Genomic DNA, 17,411 nt, shown 5'->3' with positions numbered 1-17,411 from the left:
CGCGTCGACGATGTAGTACGTGCCGAGCGCCGGCCCGACGGGCCCGATGAGCGTCAGCGCCACCCCGGCCACGCCCGCCAGCCCCGACCCGATGAAGAAGGTCAGCATGTCCACCCGGCCGGTGTCGATGCCGCTGGTCGCGGCCAGCCGCCGGTTCTGCACGACGGCCTGGGTCCTGCGGCCGAGCCCGGTGCGGGTGAGATACGCCCAGACGGCGACCACCCCGGCCACCGCCAGCCCCATGATGAACAGCCGGTTGTAGGGCAGGAGGCCCACCCCTCCCGCCAGCCACGAGGGGGCGGGCACCTGCACGTTGGGCGCGCCGAACAGGTCCCGGGCGAGCTGCTGCAGCACCAGGCTGACGCCCCAGGTGAGCAGCAGCGTGTCCAGCGGGCGGCCGTAGAAGTGCCGGATGGCGACCCGCTCCAGGATCAGCCCCATGGCCCCGGCGACCAGGAACGCCACCGGCAGCGCCGGCACGAGGTCGCCCAGCAGGAACGCGGTGTACGCCCCGGCCATGATGAACTCGCCGTGCGCCATGTTGATCACGCCCATCTGCCCGAACGTGAACGTGAGCCCGAGCGCGATGAGCAGCAGCACCGCCCCGATCGACAACCCGATCGGCAGCTGGTTGACGAAGGCGGACATCACTGGCCGGCCAGCCCGGCCGCCCACGGGTAGCCCTTGAGGTAGGGGTCGGGTTTGATCGGCTCGCCGGAGTCCCACACCTGCTTGATCAGCCCGTCGGGCTGGACGATGCCGATGCGGGCGGTCTTGTACAGGTGCTGGCTCTCGCCGTCGATGGTGACCAGGCCCTCGGGGCGTTCGAGCGCGATGCCGCCCGCGGCCTTCCTGACCGCCTCGACACCGGTCGTGCCTGCCTTCTTGACGGCCTCGGCCCACAGGTAGACGGCGTTGTAGCCGGCCTCCATGGGGTCGCTGGTGACCTTGTCCTGTCCGTACTTGGCCTTGTACGCCTTGACGAACGCCTTGTTGGCGGGGGTGTCGGTGGTCTGGTAGTAGTTCCAGGCGACCGGCTGGCCGACGACGTTGTCCACGCCGATGCCGGTGACCTCCTCCTCGGCGATGCTCACCGACAACACGGGCATGCTCTCCGCCGTGGCGCCCGCGCTCTTGAGCTGCTTGAAGAACGCGACGTTCGAGTCACCGTTGAGGGTGTTGAAGACGGCGTCCGGCTTGGCCTGCACGACCTTGTTGACCAGTGTGGAGTATTCGGTGTGGCCGAGCGGGGTGTACTCCTCACCGAGGATCTCCATGCCGTTCGCGGCCGCGTACGCCTTGATGATCTTGTTGGCGGTGCGGGGGAAGACGTAGTCGCTGCCCACCAGGAACAACCGCTTCTTGCCCTGTTCCTTCAGGTAGTCGAGGCCGGGGATGATCTGCTGGTTGGTGGTGGCCCCCGTGTAGAAGATGTACGGCGAGCTCTCCAGCCCTTCGTACTGCACCGGATACCACAGCAGGGCCTTGTAGCGTTCGAAGACCGGGAGCATCGCCTTCCTGCTGGCCGACGTCCAGCCGCCGAAGACGGTGGCGACCTTGTCCTGCCTGATCAGTTTCGTGGCCTTCTCGGCGAACGTGGGCCAGTCGGAGGCGCCGTCCTCCACCACGGGGACGAGTTGTTTGCCGAGCACGCCGCCGGCCTTGTTGATCTCCTCGATGGCGAGCAGTTCGGCGTCGCGCACGGTGACCTCGCTGATGGCCATCGTGCCGCTGAGCGAGTGGAGGATGCCGACCTTGATCCCTTTGGCGTCGGCGGCCGGCCGGGCGTCCGATCCGCAGGCCGCAAGGGATAACAGGAGTATCGCGGAGACAATCGGGCGGGAGATGCGCACAGCCGTTCCTTCCTGCCGACCGGTACTGCGAGAAAGGTGACTCCGCGAGATTTCGCAGGAAGATCCCGCGTGTTAAGAGGCGATTGCCGGACGTTCACAAGCGCACATATTTCGACATACGGCGGTTCAGCGTGAGGGCGAAACCGACCCGACATCACGCGGCAACAACCAGGAAACGGCCGGTTCTTATGGTCCGGCCATGCGGCTAACCCCACACGAGCAGGAACGGCTGCTCATCCACGTCGCCGCCGGGGTGGCGCGCGAGCGGCAGGCCAGGGGCCTGCGGCTCAACCACCCCGAGGCCACCGCCGTCATCGCGTCGTTCCTCATGGAGGGCGCCAGAGACGGGCGCAGCGTCGCCGACCTGATGGAGGCCGGGCGGTCGGTGCTCGACCGCGCCGACGTCATGGACGGCGTGCCGGAGATGCTGGAGAGCGTGCAGATCGAGGCCACGTTCCCCGACGGCACGAAGCTGGTCACCGTGCACAGGCCGATCCCGTGATCCCGGGCGAATACGCCCACCCCGAGGGCGCGATCGAGCTCAACCCGGGGCGCGAGCGGGTGACGGTGCGGGTGGTCAATACCGCCGACCGGCCAGTACAGGTGGGCTCCCACTACCATTTCGCGGCCGCCAACCCGGGGCTGGAGTTCGACAGGAAGGCGGCCTGGGGGATGCGGCTCGACGTGCCGTCGGGGACGGCGATGAGGTTCGAGCCCGGCGTCGAGCGCGATGTGACGCTGGTGCCGATCGCGGGCGGCCGGGTCGTGCCGGGCCTGCGGCAGGAGTGGGCGGGGCCGCTCGATGGGTGACGGATCGATGGCTGACGGGGCCCGCATCTCGCGCGCCCGTTATGCGGCGCTCTACGGGCCCACCACCGGCGACCGGATCCGGCTGGCCGACACCGACCTGTTCATCGAGGTCACCGAGGACCGCGCGATGGGCCCCGCGGGGGCCGGCGAGGAGGCCGTCTTCGGCGGCGGCAAGGTCATCCGCGAGTCGATGGGCCAGGCGCGGGCCACCCGCGCGGAGGGCGCGGCCGACCTGGTCATCACCGGCGCGGTCATCCTCGACCACTGGGGCGTGGTGAAGGCCGACGTCGGCGTCCGCGACGGCCGCGTATACGCCATCGGCAAGGCGGGCAACCCCGACACGATGGACGGCGTCGACCTGGTCATCGGGCCGTCCACGGAGGTGCTGGCGGGCAACGGCAAGATCCTCACCGCCGGGGCCGTCGACTCCCACGTCCACCTCATCTGCCCGCAACTCCTCGACGAGGCCATCGCGTCCGGGGTCACCACGATCGTCGGGGGCGGCACGGGACCCGTCGAGGGCACCAAGGCGACGACCGTCACCGGGGCCTGGTACCTCGGCCGGATGCTGGAGTCGCTGGACGCGTACCCGCTGAACTTCGCGCTGCTCGGCAAGGGCAACACGGTCAGTGCCGAAGGGCTGCGCGAGCAGCTCGCGGCCGGGGCCTCCGGCTTCAAGCTGCACGAGGACTGGGGCTCGACGCCCGCTGCCATCGACGCCTGCCTGAGCGTGGCCGACGCGGCGGGCGTGCAGGTGACGCTGCACACCGACACGCTGAACGAGGCCGGGTTCGTCGAGTCGACGCTCAAGGCCATCGGCGACCGGACGATCCACGCGTACCACACGGAAGGGGCGGGCGGCGGGCACGCGCCCGACATCATCCGCGTGGCCGGTCAGCCCAACATCCTGCCGTCCTCCACCAACCCCACCCGGCCGCACACCGCCAACACGCTCGACGAGCACCTCGACATGCTGATGGTCTGCCACCATCTCAACCCGTCGATTCCCGAGGACCTGGCCTTCGCCGAGTCGCGCATCAGGCCCGCGACGATGGCGGCCGAGGACGTGCTGCACGACCTCGGTGCGATCTCGATGATCGGTTCCGACTCGCAGGCGATGGGCCGGATCGGGGAGACGATCATCCGTACGTGGCAGACGGCCCACGTGATGAAGGGGCGGCAGGGGGCACTCGGCGGAGGGCCGGCGGACAATCTGCGGGCGCAGCGCTATATCGCGAAATATACGATATGTCCTGCTATCGCCCACGGGCTGGACGCCGAGCTCGGCTCCGTCGAGCTCGGCAAGCTCGCCGACCTCGTGGTGTGGAGCCCGGCCTTCTTCGGGGTCAAGCCCGACCTGGTGCTGAAGGGCGGCGTCGTGGCGTGGGCCCAGATGGGCGACGCCAACGCCTCCATCCCGACGCCCCAGCCGGTGCTGCCCCGCCCCATGTTCGGCGCGTCGCCGGTCACGGCCGCCGCCACCTCGCTCCACTTTGTCGCGCCCGCAGCCCTGGACGCGGGCCTCACCGACCGCCTCGCGGTGCGCCGCCGTCTGGCGCCCGTCCAGGACGTACGCCGGCGCGGCAAGTCCGCGATGCCCCTCAACGACGCCCTGCCCAGGATCGAGGTCGCGCCCGACACGTTCGAGGTCCGCGTCGACGGCGAGCTCATCGAGCCCGCCCCGGCCGCCCGCCTGCCCATGACCCAGCGGTACTTCCTCTTCTGATGCACCCTGCCCTGCTCCTCCTCACCGACTCCCGCCTCCCGGCCGGCGGCCACGCCCACTCGGGCGGCACCGAACAGGCCATCACCTCGGGGGCGGTGCACGACGTGCCCTCACTCGCGCGCTTCCTGCGCGGCCGCCTCCACACGGCGGGCGCGCTCGCAGCCGCCCTCGCCGCCGCCGCCTGCGCCCAAGCCGCCGGTACGCCGCCCGCCACCGCCCCACCACACCGGCTCCCGGGCGGGCAGGCCGGGGGTGACGCGGGCCCGTGGGTGACGCTCGACAGGGAGGTGGACGCCAGGACCGCCTCACCCGCTCAGCGGGAGGTCTCCAGGACGCAGGGCAGGCTGCTGCTCAGGGTCGCCCGGCGGGTGTGGCCGTCGCCGGTGCTGGACGAGCTGGCGCGGGCCGTACCGCATCCGCATCATCCGGTCGCGCTCGGGGCGGCGGCGCACGCGGCGAGAGCGGCGCCCGAGGACGCCGCGCTGGCGGTGGCGTACCACGCGGTCAGCGGCCCGGCCACGGCGGCGGTACGCCTGCTCGGCCTGGACCCGGTCGCCGTGCACGGCCTGCTGGCCGACCTCACGCCCGCGCTGGGCACCGTGGCCGCCGACGCCTGCATGGCTGTCACGACCGAGCACCCACCACCTCACCCCAAAACCGCTCACGCACCACCGCAACCTGACCCCACGGATGCAGGCGTGCGGCCAGATCCGGCGGCCCCGGCAGCGCAACCCGGCAGCGTCCAGGTGCGCTGGGCGGCGTTGCCCGCCTACTCGGCGCCGGCCCTTGACCTTCTGGCCGAGCAACATGCCCGGGCCGAGATCAGGTTGTTCGTCTCCTAGGAAAGGACCTCGACGATGGGCATCCATCATGACGATCACCACCACGCCCCCGACGGCCGGGGCAGGGCGCTGCGGCTCGGGGTGGGCGGTCCCGTGGGCAGCGGCAAGACGGCCCTGGTCGCCGCGCTGTGCCGGGCGCTGGGCCCGTCGCTGTCGCTGGGCGTGGTGACGAACGACATCTACACCACCGAAGACGCCGATTTCCTGCGCGGTGCGGGCGTACTCGACGAGGAGCGCATCCTGGCCGTGGAGACCGGCTGCTGCCCCCACACCGCCATCCGCGACGACATCGCCGCGAACCTCGACGCCGTGGAGACACTGGAACACCGTTTCGGCCCGCTGGACCTGGTGATCGTGGAGAGCGGCGGCGACAACCTGACGGCGACGTTCAGCCGAGGGCTGGCCGACCGGCAGATCTTCGTGCTGGACGTGTCGGGCGGCGACAAGGTGCCGCGCAAGGGCGGACCGGGGGTCACGTCGGCGGACCTGCTTGTGGTCAACAAGACCGACCTGGCTTCGATGGTGGGCGCCGACCTGGGCGTGATGGCGCGCGACGCGTCGGCTGTCCGGGGCGAGCGGCCGGTCATGTTCACCTCGATCAGGCGGGACCCGGCGGTCGGCGACGTGGCCGGCTGGGTCGCGGAGCAGGTGCGCGCCTGGTCGCACGCCCACCCGGCACCCCTCTCCTGATGCGCGGCGACACGGCCCGCCGCGCGGACACCGCGCACACAGGCACCGGCTCGGGACGCCGGGCCGCGCCCGGGAGCATGCGGGCGTGCGCCGCCGTGGCGACCGCGCCGGCGCGGGACGGCACGACCGTCGTGCGGCGGCTGGCCTCGGCGCCGCCGCTGACGTTGCGCCAGACCGGCCCGTACGCCGTCCATCTCGTCTCCACCGCGGCGGGCCCGCTCGGCGGCGACCGGCTCGCCCTGGACCTCGACGTCGCCCCGCGCACCACGCTGGAGTTCGGCTCGGTCGCGAGCACGCTGGTCCTGCCCGGGGAGGGCGTGTCGGAGCTGCTGGTCACCGCCCGGGTGGGCACGGGCGCCACGCTCCGCTTCACGCCCGAGCCGACGGTGCTCGCCGCCGGGTGCGAGCACCGCCTGCTGGTACGGCTCGCGCTGGAGCCGGACGCGAGCGTGTTGTGGCGGGAGGAGATCGTCTTCGGCCGGCACGGTGAGACGTCGGGCCGCTGCCATGCCCGCTTCGACGCCACCTGCGGCGGCCTGCCGCTGCTCCGGCAGGAGTTCACGGTCGGCGACCCGGCCCTCGACGCCTCCCCCGCCGTCTATGGCGCGGCCCGCTGCGTCGGCAACACGTTCCTCACGGCGTCCGCGGGGGAGACGGTCGTGGCCGACGGGGTCGCCGTGCTGCCGCTGGCCGGGTCCGGCACCCTGGTGTCCGCCCTGGCCGCCGACGCGGTGCAGCTGCGGTCGCGGCTGGAGTGGGGGGAACGGGCGGCTCACGCATCGGTGACCGCGGACGCGGCTGGAGAGAGGGGAACGGGCGGGTCGCGGATCGGTGATGGCTTCGTCGCGTGAAGTAGCGGGTTTCGTGGATGCCGCTGGTGGCGGGCCGGGGTCCGGCTTACTCTGATCGTGTGGCCGATTTCCCGCAGCCCACACCCACCCGGCCGCGCGCCCGCCGCGGCGCCCCGATGGGCGTCGTGATCGCGGGCGCCCTGCTGATGTCCTGCGCGGTCCTGCCCTGGGCGGGGGTGGAGGCGCGCAGCGAGCTCATCGGTGGTGCGGTGGCCGATGACGTCCGCGGCGTCGACGCCGCGGCCGGCGTCTACACCCTGGTGGCCGGGCTGGCGGCGCTGGCGTGCGGGTTCGCCGGTGTGCTCGGGCGTCCCCGGCTGGCCGCGCTGGCCGCCGTCCCGGGAGGCGCGGCGGTGCTGGTGCTGGTGTCGTTCGTGACCGGCGACCGTGGCCTGCGCGACCGTGTCTCCGTCGACCTCGGTGACCTGCTGTCGATCGAGCCGGTGATCAGGTTCGGCTGGTTCGCGGCGCTGGCGTCGGCCGTCGGGGTGATCCTGCTGGCCGTCGCGGCCCTGGTCCGCCGCGGCTGACGACCCCGGTCAGGCGACGTCTGAAGCGGCGCGCCGTACGGACGTCACCGACGTTCTGAGCATGCCGCCTCTGTTGTGCCCGCAAAGCCATCGTGTTTCCTGCAGCGCCCGCCCAGCGGATCCCAGACTCGTGGTCGCCGCAGAGACGCGCTTGAGCGCAACCTCACGGCGGGGGAAGCGGCGGAAGGATCCGGTGCTCCTCCTTGTCACGTGAACGATGCCCAGGATGAACGATGTTCGGGTTGCTGCGACAATCCACACATGCAGTTGAAACGCTAACGCGACACGCCGAACCTCCACCGAACATCGCTGACAGAATCGGGACCCCACCATGATCCGAGTTTCCGCGTTTCCTCCCTGCCCTGAGGGTCGGAGCCTGCACGCCGCAGGTGCATGGTGATGACAGGGACGACGCTCTGGCAGCAGCTCGACGGCGCCGAGATCGTGGACCTCGCCCAGCCCATGCGGGCGGGCATGCCCCAATCGCCGAACCATCCGAGGTTCCGGATGGTCATCGAGCGCCGCCACGGCGACATGGTGCGCGAGGACGGCGGGTCGGCCGCCAACGAGCTGATCGTGACCGGCGGCCACGTGGGCACCCACGTCGACGCGCTCGGCCACGTCTCCCACGACGGGCACGCGTACGGCGGGGTCGAGGTCGCGGGCATCCAGTCGCACCAGGGGCTGTCCCGGCTCGGCATCGACACCTTCCCCCCGTACGTGGGGCGCGGCGTGCTGCTCGACGTGACCGCCGTGCACGGCGTGGACGTGTTGCCGCCCGGATATGAGGTGACGCGGGACGACCTGCAGGCGGCGCTGGACAGGACCGGCGTGGCCATCCGGCCCGGCGACGCGGTGCTGATCGGCACCGGCTGGTCGCTCGAATGGAACCGGCCGTCCCGCTTCGTCGGCGAGGACGGCGGCGTACCCGGGCCCGGCGCCGACGCCGCCCGCTGGCTGGTCGAGCGGGGCGTCTCGGTGGCCGGCGGCGAGACCATCGCGTTCGAGCACATCGCGGCCGGACGCGGCCACGCCACGCTGCCGGTGCACCGCATCCTCCTGGTGGAGGCCGGGGTGAACATCGTGGAGACCATGCGGCTGACCCGGCTGCGCGAACTAGGCGCGCCCGAGTTCCTGCTCGTGATCAACCCGCTGCACGTCGTCGGCGCCACCGGCGCCCCCGTACGGCCGCTCGCGGTGCTCGCGCCATGACCGGCACTCCCTCCACCCCTTCCGGCGCGCCCGGCACTCCCCTGGGGACGCCCGCCGCACCGGGTCCGGCCCGTTCCGCTGGGGCGGCCGCTGTGACCATCGTGACCGCCCTCGCCGAGTTCGCCGCGGACGCCCGCGCAGGGCTGCCCGCGCCCGTCATGGACGACGTCACGGGTCGCGTGCTCGACATGTTCGGCAACGGTCTGGCCGCCCTGGAGCTCACCGGCCACGACGAGCCGCACGAGGCGGTGCGGCGGCTGGCCGGCCGGTGGGGCGGAGCCGGTGAGTCCTCCGTGCTCGGCCACCCGCTCGCGCTTCCCGCGCCGTCGGCCGCCCTGGTCAACGGCACACTCGCGCACGCACTCGACTTCGACGACACGCACCTGCCCTCGGTGCTCCACCCGTCCGCCTCCGTCGTGCCCGCCGCGCTGGCGGTCGCGGAGTCGGCGCGCACTACCGGGGCGGCGCTGTGCCAGGCCATCGCCGTGGGCAACGAGATCACCAACCGGCTCGGCATGGCCTCCTACCTGCCCGAGCTGCGTAACTCGCTGTTCTTCGAGAAAGGCTGGCACGCCACGTCCATCTGCGGCACCGTCGGCGCCGCCGCCGCGTCGGCCCTGCTCATGAACCTGGACGCCGGCGGCATCGCGGCGGCCATGGGCATCGCCGCGAGCATGGGAGCCGGGGTCATCGAGGCCAACCGCACCGGCGGCACCGTCAAACGTGTCCACTGCGGCTGGGCGGCCCACGCGGGCGTCGTCGCCGCCATGATGGCCGCCGAGGGGGTGACCGGGCCACCGACGGTCTTCGAGGGGCGATTCGGTTTCTTCCAGGCGTTCCTCGACGGGCGTTACGACGCGGCAGCGATCACCGACGGGCTCGGCGAGCGGTGGGAACTGCTGCGTACGGTCTACAAGCCGTACCCGTCCAACCATTTCACCCACCCTGGCATCGACGCCGCGCTCGCGCTGCGGGCGCAGGGGCTGCGGGCCGACGACGTGGCGGAGATCGAGCTGGGCGTGGCGGCCGCGCCGCTGCGCACGATCGGTGAGCCGTACGAGGAGAAGGTGCGGCCCCGGACTCCGTACCACGCCAAGTTCTCGGGGCCGTACACGGTGGCCAGCGCGCTGGTCGGCGGCGGCGGGCTCGGGCTGCACCTCGACGACTTCACCGAGGCCGCCTTCCGCGACGAGAAGCGGCTCGCCCTGGCCGCTCGGGTGCGGGTGGGGGCCGACGAGGTGTGCACGGAGGAGTTCCCGCTGGCGTTCTCGGCCGTGCTGCGCGTGCGCACCAAGGACGGGCGGCGGCTGGAGCACCGGGTGCACAGCTCGCGGGGCGGGCCCGAGCATCCGCTGAGCATGGACGAACTGGAGGAGAAGTACCGGCTGAACGCCTCGCGCGTGCTCCCGCCTGAGGCCGTCGCGGCGCTCGCCCGGCAGGTCCGCGGGCTGGCGGCCCGCGACGACGTCACCGGCCTGCTCCAGCCGGCCCTCGTCGCCACCCGCCCGCCGTCGCCCACACCGGGCTGACCCGGGACCGCCGCTGGAGAAAACCGTGTTCGACGATGCCGTCGGAGCACACCTGCCCCGGCCGCTCGTCAGTCGTAGAAGCCCAGGCGGCGCAGCTGCTTCGGGTCGCGCTGCCAGTCCTTGGCCACGCTGATGCGCAGGTCGAGGAAGACCCGGGTGCCCAGCAGCCCTTCGATCTGCTGGCGAGCCTTGGTGCCCACCTCGCGCAGCCGCGTGCCCTTGTGCCCGATGACGATCGCCTTCTGGGACGGCCGCTCCACGAACAGGTGCGCGTAGATGTCGAGCAGGCCGTCGCGCCCCTCTCTGGGCAACATCTCGTCCACGACGACGGCGATCGAGTGGGGCAGCTCGTCACGCACTCCCTCCAGCGCCGCCTCCCTGATCAGCTCGCCGACCAGGATCTGCTCGGGCTCGTCGGTGAGCCGGCCGTCCTCATAAAGCGGCGGCGACTCGGGCATGTGCTCGATCAGCACGTCGGCCAGCACGTCGAGCTGGTCACCCGACTGCGCCGACACGGGCACGATGGCGGCGAACTCTCCCACGTCAGAAACCGCCAGCAGCTGTTCGGCGATCTGCTCCTTGCTCGCCAGGTCACACTTGGTCACCACCGCGACGACCGGAGTCTTCTTCACCGCCGCCAGCTTGTCGGAGATGAACCGGTCGCCCTTGCCGATCGGCTCGTTGGCCGGCACGCAGAAACCGATCGCGTCGACCTCGGTCAGCGTGGACAACACCAGGCTGTCGAGCCGCTCGCCGAGCAGCGTGCGCGGGCGGTGCAGCCCCGGCGTGTCGACGATGACGAGCTGGGCGTCGGGACGGTGCACGATGCCCCTGATGACGCGCCTGGTGGTCTGCGGCTTGGACGAGGTGATCGCCACCTTGCCGCCGACGAGGGCGTTCATCAAAGTGGACTTGCCGACGTTCGGCCTCCCCACGAAGCAGGCGAATCCGGCGCGATGGTTGTCTGGCGAAGTCACACTGTGCATTGTGGCCTATCAACCGACGTGTTCACGCCACCAGGCGAACGCCTCCGGCGCCACGAGCGGGGTCCACGGGGTCATCTTTAGCCCGGCGAGCTCCTGCTCCGACACCCAGCGGAAGTCGTCGATCTCCACGCCGTCGGGTTCGGGACGCCCGGCGACGACCGCGCAGGCGTACACCGCGATGACGTAGCCGACCTGGTGGCCGTTGGGGTAGACGGTGCGGAACTCGGGGCCGCCGTACACACCGATCAGTCCCAGCGTCTCTATGTCGAGGCCGAGCTCCTCGTGCAGCTCCCTGACCACGGCGTCCGCCGGCCGCTCGTCGGGATCGATGCCGCCGCCCGGAGCCGCCCAGAGCCCCACGTCGCCGTGCCGGGCCACCAGGAGCCTGCCCTCGTCGTCGAACACGAAGCCGGAGGCCGACGGCAGCATCAGCAGGTCGGTGCCGACCTTCTCCCGCAGTCGCGCCAGAAAGGGCGACATGGGCATGTCAGCCCCGCACCGTGCCGTCGGGGCCGGCCACGAGCAGCGCCTTGACGCCCAGCTCGGCGGCCACGGCCTCGTCGGCGGCGCCCGGCCCGCCCTCGCTCACCAGCGCGGCGGCCTCCAGCGACCGTGCCCCGCTGGAGATCGCCATGGCCACCGCGACCTGCACGGCCGACAGCGTCAGCGCCTCCAGTGCCACGTTCGTCGCCGCGTAGGTGCGGCCGGTCTCGTCGCGCACGGCGGCTCCTTCCGCGGAGCCGTTGCGGGCCCTGGTGGACCGGGCCAAAAGGACGATCTTGCTGTCTTCCGGATCGAGAGTCACGGGAACAGGCTAGCGAGTGATCCGCCCAGTGGATGACGGCGAGGGTCCGGCTCAGCGGTCCCCCGCCATGGTGATGACCGCGTCGACCATCGCACGGGTACGTCCGGCGTCCACGTCCTCCAGACCGGTGTGCACCACCGACACCAGCGTGTCGCCGGCCCGCGACAACACCACGTCCATCGCGTACGGGTAGCCGTTCAGCCGGCCGGTCAGCCGTGCGCCCACGGCCTCGTCCCCCACGTCCTCGATCGGCAGCTCCCGCGAGCGCAGGTCGGTGCCGGAAGGGGAGCTGACGCGCCGGCACGACTCCAGCGCGTCGGCCAGCTCGTCGAGGTGTCCGGCCGCCTCGCCGCCGGTGTACCTGGCGAGCGCGACCCCGGCCTGCTCGCCCAGGTTGTCGCCGGCGTAGCTGACCGCCACCTGGGCGGTCAGCGCCTGGCTCGGGGCCCGCCCCTCGGCTGGGAGGAGCATGGTGCGGCAGTTCTTGCCCGCCTTGTCGAACGGTATCCGCCACGCCTCCCCCGGCTTGGGCGTGAACCCGTCGGGCAGCCGAGGCTCCTCGCTGAGCACCTCGCGCAGCTGCGCCATGGCCCCGGGATCAAGGTGACTCCCCGCTGCCCCGCCACCGCATCCGGCCAGAACGCAGGCCAGCAGCCCGCAGCCGATGATCCCTGGTTCGCGCCTCATGATTCCCCCTGGTCGCAACCTTCCCAACCGGCGAAAGCAGCAACCCACCAAAGTCCCCACCAACCCGCAAAAAGGGTGTTCTCATCCGGCTTCCTGGACGAGAACACCCTTGCGCCGACCGACGTCACAGCCCCCTAGCAGGCCGCGACGCCGTCGCCCCCCGGAGCGCCAGCCTGCCGAGAACCCCATCCGGCTTCTGACGCTCCCTGACACCCACCGCACTGGATGTCTTGGTGAGAAGACTGCCCTGTGGAGCTTGCAGATCACTTGTAGAACGCTTGCGGCATCCATCCGTATATGCCCCGCTCGCGGGTCACTCCCGCTCGACGACGGCGGGAACGGCCTCGTCCTTGGGAGGCGCCACCCGGCGCACCACCACGGTGCTGATGCGGTTGCGGCGTCCCGCGAGGCTCTCGGCGGTCAGCGAGAGCCCGGCCACCTGCGCGTTCGAACCGGCGATCGGCACCCGCCCGAGCGCGTGGGCCAGCAGGCCGCCCACCGTCTCCACGTCGTCGACCTCGATCTCCCTGTCGAACAGCTCGCCGAGCTCGTCGACCGGCATGCGCGCGGTCACCCGCATGCCGCCGTCGGGCATGGGCTCGACGCGCGGCGCCTCCTGGTCGTATTCGTCGGTGATCTCCCCGACGATCTCCTCCAGGACGTCCTCGATCGTGACCAGCCCAGCCGTGCCGCCGTATTCGTCGATGACGATGGCGATGTGGATCTGCCTGGCCTGCATCTCCCGCATGAGCTGGTCGATGGGCTTGCTCTCGGGCACGTACGCGGCCGGACGCATGATCGACTCGACGGTGTCCTTGCCGCCGCCCTCACCCGACTCGTGGATCTTGCGGGCGATGTCCTTCAGATAGGCGATGCCGACGACGTCGTCCTCGTTCTCGCCCACGACCGGGATGCGGGAGAAGCCACTCCGCAACGCCAGCGACAGGGCCTGGCTGATCGTCTTGCCACGCTCGATGTAGACCATGTCGGTGCGGGGCACCATGACCTCGCGCACCAGCGTGTCGCCCAGCTCGAAGACCGAGTGGATCATCTCGCGCTCGTCGGGCTCGATCACCCTGCGCTCCTCGGCCAGGTCGACCAGGTCACGCAGCTCGGCCTCCGAGGTGAACGGCCCGTCGCGGAACCCCTTGCCGGGGGTCAGCGCGTTGCCGAGCAGGATGAGCAGCTTGGGCAGGGGGCCGAAGATGCGGGTCAGGCCGTACACGATGGGGGCGCCGGCCAGCGCGACCGGCTCGGCGTGCTGGCGGCCCAGCGTACGCGGCATGACCCCGACCACCACATAGCTGATCACGATCATCACCACGGCGGCCCAGACGTAGGCCCAGCCCTGGTCGTGCAGGAGGTCGATGAACAGCAGGGTGGCGATGACCGTCGCGACCAGCTCGCAGCTCAACCTCAGCAACAGCAGCAGGTTGAGGTAGCGTGGCGGGTCGTTGACGATGGCCTGCAGCCGCGCCCCGCCGCGCCGGCTCTCACGCGCGAACTCCTCGGCGCGCACCCTGGAGATGCGCGTCAGTGCCGTTTCCGCACTGGCGATCACGCCACCGATGATCACGAGGGCGATGACCAGCAACAACCAGGCGTTCACCGCGAGTTGCGCACCTCCTGCCACGACTCGAGGAGCCGGGCCTGCAAGCCGAACATCTCCTTGTGCTCCTCAGGCTCGGCGTGGTCGTAGCCGAGCAGGTGGAGAATGCCGTGGGTGCACAGCAGCTCAAGCTCGTCGGCGGTGCCGTGACCCGCCTCCGCCGCCTGCCTGGCGGCCACGTGCGGGCAGAGCACGACGTCGCCCAGGAGCGCGGGATCGGCGGCGCCGTCGGCCTCGCCGCGCGCGCCGCCGCCGGGACGCAGCTCGTCCATCGGGAAGGCCAGCACGTCGGTCGGGCCCGGCTCACCCATCCACTTCTCGTGCAGCTCGGCCATGGTGTCTTCGTCGACCATCACGATGGACAGCTCGGCGAGCGGGTTGATGCCCATCTCGCCGAGCACGTGGGCGGCCAGGGCGCCCAGAGACTCCTCGTCGACCTCGACGCCGGACTCGTTGTTCAGCTCAATGCTCACGGTCGCTCACCCGCCGCTTCCCCCGCTGCTGGACGGGTTTTAGCTCCTGGGCGGCCCGGGAGGCGTCGTAGCGCCCGTAGGCGTCGACGATGTCGCTCACCAGCTTGTGGCGTACGACGTCGGAGCTGCTCAGACGGGAGAAGTGGATGTCGGGGATGCCGTCGAGGATCTCCTGCACCACCCTCAGCCCGCTCACCGTGCCCACGGGCAGGTCGACCTGCGTCACGTCGCCCGTCACCACGATCTTGGAGTTGAACCCGAGCCGGGTGAGGAACATCTTCATCTGCTCGGCCGAGGAGTTTTGCGCCTCGTCGAGGATGATGAACGCGTCGTTGAGCGTTCTTCCGCGCATGTACGCGAGTGGCGCGACCTCGATCGTGCCCGCGGCCATCAGCTTGGGGATGGAGTCGGGGTCGATCATGTCGTGCAGCGCGTCGTAGAGCGGCCGCAGATAGGGGTCGATCTTCTCGTAGAGGGTGCCGGGCAGGAAGCCGAGCCGTTCGCCCGCCTCGACCGCGGGCCGGGTCAGGATGATCCGGTTGACCCGCTTCTCCTGCAGCGCCCGCACGGCCTTGGCCATCGCCAGATAGGTCTTGCCGGTGCCCGCGGGGCCGATGGCGAACACGACCGTGTGCTTGTCGATCGCGTCGACGTAGCGCTTCTGGTTGACCGTCTTCGGCCTGATCGTGCGGCCGCGGGAGGAGAGGATGTCGAGGGAGAGCACCTCGGCGGGGCGGTCGGAGGTCATGCGGAGCATGGCGATGCTGCGCTCGACCGCGTCGGGTGTGAGCTCACCGCCGCTGCGCAGCACCTCGACGAGCTCCTCGAAGAGCCGCACCACGGTGCCGCTCTCGTCGGGAGAGCCCGTGACGGTGATCTCGTTGCCGCGTACGTGGATGTCGGCCTTGAAGGCGCCCTCGATGACGCGAAGCAGCTCGTCACGGGAGCCGAGGAGGCTGACCATCGGGTATTCGTCCGGAATCAGCACCTTGGCTTGTGTGCGCGAGGGAGGTGCCGTGCGTCGGGAATCGTGTAGTTCGGACATGGGCAGGCCAGCGGCCTGATGCCTCCCGGTCTCTTTCGGTGTCTTCTGAGCCCATCGTATCCGGGACGACGCCGATTGCTCGCGTCAATATCACCGGGTTGGGGATCAGAGGTCCGGCTATCCCGGCGGCCACGTCAGTGCACGCCCGCCCAGGACGTGGGCGTGCACGTGGAAGACGGTCTGCCCGGCGCCCGGCCCGGTGTTGAACACCACGCGGTAGCCCTCCTCCGCCACGCCCTCCATGACGGCCACGGCGTGGGCGGCCTTGAGCACCTCGTCGGCCAGCCCGTCGTCGGCGTCGGCGAGCGCCGCCGCGTCGGAGTAGTGCCCCTTCGTGATCACCAGCACGTGGGTGGGGGCCTGCGGGTTGATGTCACGGAACGCCAGTGCCCTGCCGGTCTCGTAGACGATCTCGGCCGGGATCTCCTTGGCCACGATTTTGCAGAAGAGGCAGTCGTTCACACCTGTACCCTATCGACAGCCTCGCCGTCAGGAGTCCGTTGCGAATCGGTAATCAGCTGTGTCGTGCGCAGGAAGATCCACGCGGTTAGGGTGAGTGTGCGACACTTCAGCAAAAAAGAACACGATTCAGGGTCGGGCGAGCGCCACCTGGCGAGGAACACGACTGGGTAATGCACCCTAAGGAACCGGGGAAACCTCAAGAACCGGAAGAGCGTAAACCCTCAGGGAAGGCCGCGCGTCCCACTGATGTGACCACCGAAACCCTTCTGGCCGACAGGTCGATGGGGGCGGTGCCGGTCGGGTGGGATGCCGACATGGCCGTTACCGCGCTCTACAGCGCGCACTTCCGGTCGTTGGTGCGTCTCGCTGTGTTGCTGGTGCGCGACATAGCAACCGCTGAGGAAGTCGTGCAGGATGCGTTCGTCGCCATTCATGGTGCATGGCGTAGGCTGCGTGATCCCGACAAAGCACTCGCCTACCTGCGTCAATCCGTCGTCAACCGGTCCCGTTCCGTGCTGCGTCACCGCGCGGTCGTCGAGAAATACGCCCCCAAGGGCCTGCCTGACGCCCCGAGCGCCGAGAACGGCGCGATCGGCGAGCTGGAACGCTCCGCCGTCATCGAGGCGTTACGAGCCCTGCCGACCCGACAGAGAGAGGCACTGGTCCTACGCTATTACGGTGATCTGTCCGAAGCTGAGATCGCCCACGCCATGGGCATCAGCAAGGGGGCGGTCAAGAGCCACACCGCTCGTGGCATGGCCGCGTTGCGATCCGTTCTGGAGAAGATGTCATGACCCAGCCCCCCGACGAGTACGGCGACGCGCTGCGTCGTGCGCTCCGCGCGGAGGCGGACGCGGTCGTGCCCTCGCCGGAAGGACTGGAGCTCATCCGTGCCCGCATCGAGCGGCGCGGCGTTCGTAACCTGTTCTGGTGGCGTGCGGGGGCGGCCGCCGCCAGTACCCTTCTCGTGGCGGGGACGATCGTGATGACGGTTCCCGGGCTGCGCTCCCAGATCACCGAGGAGAGCTCCGTCCAGCCCGCCGGTGTCGAGTCCTCCGAGGTCCCGTCCAACTCCTCCACCACCCGCTCGCACGAACCCTCGCCGAAGAAGCCCGTTCCCTCGCGCTCCGAGGTCGTCTTCGTGCCGCCCGGGTCGAGGTCCCCGACGCCGCGGACCTCGAAGACGGCCGACTCGACCAGGGCGCCGTCGCCCTCGTCCAGCCCTATGCCCACCCCGTGCCCGTCGACGACCGTCGAGCCGGCCGAGCCGGCGGCCGACTGCCCCACGGGCACCCCCAGCC

The 17,411-nt window shown here is 70.8% G+C and carries 20 protein-coding genes and 1 pseudogene; 11 read left to right on the top strand and 10 right to left on the bottom strand.

Translation table 11 applies throughout. The annotated features are described in order from the left end of the window. Together urtB and urtA are read right to left on the bottom strand one after the other, a co-directional pair. Positions 1 to 648 (bottom strand): urea ABC transporter permease subunit UrtB (gene urtB, locus E1294_RS44585; RefSeq protein WP_132517602.1); only part of this gene is annotated, 648 nt, incomplete at its 3' end. Then, on the bottom strand, positions 648 to 1,853 hold the full coding sequence (gene urtA / locus E1294_RS44580; protein ID WP_132517600.1) for an urea ABC transporter substrate-binding protein: 1,206 nt from the start codon (positions 1,851 to 1,853) through the stop codon (positions 648 to 650). The genes urtA and urtB, both read right to left, overlap by 1 nt. 199 nt (positions 1,854 to 2,052) lie before the next feature. Between urtA and E1294_RS44575 the strand changes: the two genes are divergently transcribed. The 9 genes from E1294_RS44575 to E1294_RS44535 all read left to right on the top strand — a co-directional run bounded on the left by E1294_RS44575 (position 2,053) and on the right by E1294_RS44535 (position 10,043). After that, positions 2,053 to 2,355: an urease subunit gamma gene (locus E1294_RS44575; RefSeq protein WP_132517598.1), complete on the top strand. Its 303-nt coding sequence runs from the start codon at positions 2,053 to 2,055 to the stop codon at positions 2,353 to 2,355. Further along, entirely contained in the window at positions 2,352 to 2,663 is a 312-nt protein-coding gene (locus E1294_RS44570) for an urease subunit beta (RefSeq protein WP_132517596.1), read from the top strand. Before E1294_RS44575 ends, E1294_RS44570 begins: the two co-directional genes overlap by 4 nt. Before the next feature lie 7 nt (positions 2,664 to 2,670). Next, a complete protein-coding gene (locus E1294_RS44565) occupies positions 2,671 to 4,389 on the top strand; it encodes an urease subunit alpha (protein WP_132517594.1) in 1,719 nt (572 codons plus the stop codon). Next, positions 4,389 to 5,231 carry an urease accessory protein UreF gene (locus E1294_RS44560; RefSeq protein ID WP_132517592.1) on the top strand — a complete coding sequence of 281 codons (843 nt, stop codon included), beginning with the start codon at positions 4,389 to 4,391 and terminating at the stop codon, positions 5,229 to 5,231. Before E1294_RS44565 ends, E1294_RS44560 begins: the two co-directional genes overlap by 1 nt. A gap of 15 nt (positions 5,232 to 5,246) precedes the next feature. Further along, a complete protein-coding gene (gene ureG, locus E1294_RS44555) occupies positions 5,247 to 5,921 on the top strand; it encodes an urease accessory protein UreG (protein WP_132517590.1) in 675 nt (224 codons plus the stop codon). After that, positions 5,921 to 6,772, top strand: coding sequence for an urease accessory protein UreD (locus E1294_RS44550; RefSeq protein ID WP_246083723.1), 852 nt, complete (start codon positions 5,921 to 5,923; stop codon positions 6,770 to 6,772). Before ureG ends, E1294_RS44550 begins: the two co-directional genes overlap by 1 nt. Before the next feature lie 59 nt (positions 6,773 to 6,831). Beyond that, positions 6,832 to 7,302, top strand: coding sequence for a hypothetical protein (locus tag E1294_RS44545; RefSeq protein ID WP_132517588.1), 471 nt, complete (start codon positions 6,832 to 6,834; stop codon positions 7,300 to 7,302). A 399-nt stretch (positions 7,303 to 7,701) separates the two neighbouring features. Then, positions 7,702 to 8,514, top strand: coding sequence for a cyclase family protein (locus E1294_RS44540; protein WP_132517586.1), 813 nt, complete (start codon positions 7,702 to 7,704; stop codon positions 8,512 to 8,514). Between the two features lie 92 nt (positions 8,515 to 8,606). Then, entirely contained in the window at positions 8,607 to 10,043 is a 1,437-nt protein-coding gene (locus tag E1294_RS44535; protein WP_246083722.1) for an MmgE/PrpD family protein, read from the top strand. Between the two features lie 68 nt (positions 10,044 to 10,111). Here E1294_RS44535 and era read toward each other — a convergent pair whose 3' ends face one another. From era to E1294_RS44495, 8 genes are all read right to left on the bottom strand, one after another. Beyond that, positions 10,112 to 11,020, bottom strand: coding sequence for a GTPase Era (gene era, locus E1294_RS44530; protein ID WP_246083721.1), 909 nt, complete (start codon positions 11,018 to 11,020; stop codon positions 10,112 to 10,114). Positions 11,021 to 11,038: 18 nt separating this feature from the next. Further along, entirely contained in the window at positions 11,039 to 11,509 is a 471-nt protein-coding gene (locus tag E1294_RS44525) for an NUDIX domain-containing protein (RefSeq protein WP_165977829.1), read from the bottom strand. Positions 11,510 to 11,516: 7 nt separating this feature from the next. Continuing rightward, complete coding sequence (locus E1294_RS44520) at positions 11,517 to 11,834, bottom strand: cytidine/deoxycytidylate deaminase family protein (RefSeq protein WP_132517580.1); 318 nt, start codon at positions 11,832 to 11,834, stop codon at positions 11,517 to 11,519. Between the two features lie 51 nt (positions 11,835 to 11,885). Next, the gene (locus tag E1294_RS44515) at positions 11,886 to 12,521 is read right to left on the bottom strand and encodes a hypothetical protein (protein ID WP_132517578.1); all 636 of its coding nucleotides are present in this window, start codon (positions 12,519 to 12,521) and stop codon (positions 11,886 to 11,888) included. 313 nt (positions 12,522 to 12,834) lie between these two features. After that, positions 12,835 to 14,154, bottom strand: coding sequence for a hemolysin family protein (locus tag E1294_RS44510; protein WP_246083720.1), 1,320 nt, complete (start codon positions 14,152 to 14,154; stop codon positions 12,835 to 12,837). Further along, positions 14,127 to 14,603, bottom strand: a complete 477-nt coding sequence (ybeY, locus tag E1294_RS44505) for an rRNA maturation RNase YbeY (protein WP_132517576.1) — start codon at positions 14,601 to 14,603, stop codon at positions 14,127 to 14,129. The genes E1294_RS44510 and ybeY overlap by 28 nt, the downstream gene beginning before the upstream one ends. Then, positions 14,593 to 15,648 carry a PhoH family protein gene (locus tag E1294_RS44500; protein ID WP_132517574.1) on the bottom strand — a complete coding sequence of 352 codons (1,056 nt, stop codon included), beginning with the start codon at positions 15,646 to 15,648 and terminating at the stop codon, positions 14,593 to 14,595. Before E1294_RS44500 ends, ybeY begins: the two co-directional genes overlap by 11 nt. Positions 15,649 to 15,765: 117 nt before the next feature. Then, a complete protein-coding gene (locus tag E1294_RS44495; protein WP_132517572.1) occupies positions 15,766 to 16,110 on the bottom strand; it encodes a histidine triad nucleotide-binding protein in 345 nt (114 codons plus the stop codon). 281 nt (positions 16,111 to 16,391) lie between these two features. On the opposite strand from E1294_RS44495, the gene E1294_RS44490 reads away from it, so the two are divergent. Together E1294_RS44490 and E1294_RS53610 are read left to right on the top strand one after the other, a co-directional pair. Beyond that, entirely contained in the window at positions 16,392 to 16,904 is a 513-nt protein-coding gene (locus E1294_RS44490) for a SigE family RNA polymerase sigma factor (protein ID WP_080047132.1), read from the top strand. Further along, positions 16,901 to 17,411, top strand: a pseudogene (locus E1294_RS53610) (hypothetical protein); the annotation flags it as partial. The gene E1294_RS44490 and the pseudogene E1294_RS53610, both read left to right, overlap by 4 nt.

It is taken from the genome of Nonomuraea diastatica, from assembly GCF_004349015.1.
Taxonomy (GTDB): domain Bacteria; phylum Actinomycetota; class Actinomycetes; order Streptosporangiales; family Streptosporangiaceae; genus Nonomuraea; species Nonomuraea diastatica.
The sequence above is the reverse complement of the archived record's forward strand: the minus strand, read 5'-3'. Positions and strand labels throughout refer to the sequence as shown.

Bases quoted from the DNA above. Each gene is read 5' to 3' on its own strand.
- E1294_RS44550 (WP_246083723.1), top strand. From the start codon at position 5,921: ATGCGCGGCGACACGGCCCGCCGCGCGGACACCGCGCACACAGGCACC.
- E1294_RS44540 (WP_132517586.1), top strand. From the start codon at position 7,702: ATGACAGGGACGACGCTCTGGCAGCAGCTCGACGGCGCCGAGATCGTG.
- E1294_RS44525 (WP_165977829.1), bottom strand. From the start codon at position 11,509: ATGTCGCCCTTTCTGGCGCGACTGCGGGAGAAGGTCGGCACCGACCTG.
- E1294_RS44565 (WP_132517594.1), top strand. From the start codon at position 2,671: ATGGCTGACGGGGCCCGCATCTCGCGCGCCCGTTATGCGGCGCTCTAC.
- E1294_RS44515 (WP_132517578.1), bottom strand. From the start codon at position 12,521: ATGAGGCGCGAACCAGGGATCATCGGCTGCGGGCTGCTGGCCTGCGTT.
- E1294_RS44560 (WP_132517592.1), top strand. From the start codon at position 4,389: ATGCACCCTGCCCTGCTCCTCCTCACCGACTCCCGCCTCCCGGCCGGC.
- E1294_RS44490 (WP_080047132.1), top strand. From the start codon at position 16,392: ATGGGGGCGGTGCCGGTCGGGTGGGATGCCGACATGGCCGTTACCGCG.
- E1294_RS44500 (WP_132517574.1), bottom strand. From the start codon at position 15,648: ATGTCCGAACTACACGATTCCCGACGCACGGCACCTCCCTCGCGCACA.
- E1294_RS44575 (WP_132517598.1), top strand. From the start codon at position 2,053: ATGCGGCTAACCCCACACGAGCAGGAACGGCTGCTCATCCACGTCGCC.
- ureG (WP_132517590.1), top strand. From the start codon at position 5,247: ATGGGCATCCATCATGACGATCACCACCACGCCCCCGACGGCCGGGGC.